Genomic DNA, 1,066 nt, shown 5'->3' with positions numbered 1-1,066 from the left:
GCAGCCGCAAGCTCGGCGTTCGCGGCCTACCCCCCTCCCCGACCCTCCCCCACAAGGGGGGAGGGAGCAGGCTGTGCCCTCCCGCGAGCGACCGGACCATGACCTCAATCGACTTCCCCAAAACTCCCTCCTTCCGCGTCGACGGCAAGCGGGCGCTGGTGACCGGGGCCGGACGCGGCATCGGGCTGGCGGCGGCCGCCGTGCTGGCCGAGGCCGGCGCTCACGTGACGCTCGCGGCCCGCACCAGAACCGAGATCGAGGCCGCGGCGGATGCGATCCGGGCGCGCGGCCACGCGGCGGACGCGCTGGTGCTCGACGTGACGGATCTGGACGCCGTGGACGAGACGCTCGCCGCGCAGCCGCCCTACGAGGTACTGATCAACAATGCCGGCATGAACCGCCCGGCCCTGCTGCCCGACGTGACCGTCAAGGACTTCGACGCGATCTTCGACCTCAATGTCCGCGCCGCCTTCTTCATGGCGCGGGCGGTCGGCCTGCGGCTCGTCGCCGAGAGGCGCGCCGGCTCGATCATCAACATCTCGTCGCAGATGGGCCATGTCGGCGCGGCGCGCCGCACCGTCTACTGCGCCTCCAAGCACGCCATGGAGGGCTTCACCAAGGCGATGGCGATCGAGCTGGCGCCGCACAATGTGCGGGTCAACAGCATCGGCCCGACCTTCCTGGAGACGCCGATGACCAAGCCGTTCTTCGAAAACAAGGCGTTCCGCGACGAGGTGACGACGAAGATCAAGTTCGGCCGCATCGGCCGGCTCGACGAGGTGACGGGCGCGATCCTCTATCTCGCCTCCGACGCCTCATCGCTGATGACCGGCGCCGCCCTCGTGCTCGACGGCGGCTGGACGGCGGATTGAACTCTCACGCAACCGTAGACCGTAGCCCGCATGGAGCGCAGCGGAATGCGGGACCAGCATCCCGGATTGCGCTCCGAGACTGGGCAAGAATCGGCGGCTGCAGCTGATGTAGGATTCGTGGCATGACGAATCGCCCGTTCAAGACCGGCGCGAGCCGGGCGCAGTCCTGTCTTCTGCCGCCGAGCGTGGAGGAC

1 protein-coding gene is annotated in these 1,066 nt (G+C 69.1%); it reads left to right on the top strand.

The genetic code is table 11. The features are described 5' to 3' along the window. The first annotated feature begins 98 nt into the window (after positions 1-98). A complete protein-coding gene (locus CH341_RS23740; RefSeq protein ID WP_111421463.1) occupies positions 99-872 on the top strand; it encodes an SDR family NAD(P)-dependent oxidoreductase in 774 nt (257 codons plus the stop codon). Positions 873-1,066: the final 194 nt, after the last annotated feature.

Source organism: Rhodoplanes roseus (assembly GCF_003258865.1).
GTDB classification, from domain to species: Bacteria; Pseudomonadota; Alphaproteobacteria; order Rhizobiales; family Xanthobacteraceae; genus Rhodoplanes; species Rhodoplanes roseus.
Note: the sequence above shows the minus strand (reverse complement) of the source record. Positions and strands in the feature narration are given on the sequence as shown.